This is a genomic window from Dietzia massiliensis (genome assembly GCF_018390595.1).
Classification (GTDB): Bacteria; Actinomycetota; Actinomycetes; order Mycobacteriales; family Mycobacteriaceae; genus Dietzia; species Dietzia massiliensis.
Map to the genome: position 1 here is coordinate 1 of NZ_JAHBAV010000277.1, position 386 is coordinate 386.

Consider the following 386-nt stretch of genomic DNA (forward strand, 5'->3'; position numbering starts at 1 on the left):
AGTATTTCCTGAAGGAAAAAGTGGCGGCGGTGCCTGCGCTGCACGCGGTGTCCGAGTTCATCCACTTCGCCTGCACCTCCGAAGACATCAACAACCTGTCGCACGCGCTGATGCTGCAAAGCGCCCGTCAGGACGTGGTGCTGCCTTACTGGCGCAAGATCATCGACGCGCTGAAAGGGCTGGCGCTGGAATACCGCGATATTCCGCTGCTGTCGCGCACCCACGGCCAGCCGGCGACCCCGTCGACCGTCGGCAAAGAGTTCGCCAACGTGGCTTACCGCATGGAGCGCCAGTACCGCCAGCTGGAGCGCGTGGAGATCATGGGTAAAATCAACGGCGCGGTCGGCAACTACAACGCCCACATCGTCGCTTACCCGGAAGTGGAC

1 protein-coding gene is annotated in these 386 nt (G+C 62.2%); it reads left to right on the forward strand.

Annotated elements, in window-relative coordinates; all coding sequences use genetic code 11:
- On the forward strand, positions 1–386 hold a 386-nt coding region (locus KHA85_RS20550), incomplete at both ends, for a lyase family protein (RefSeq protein WP_272875195.1).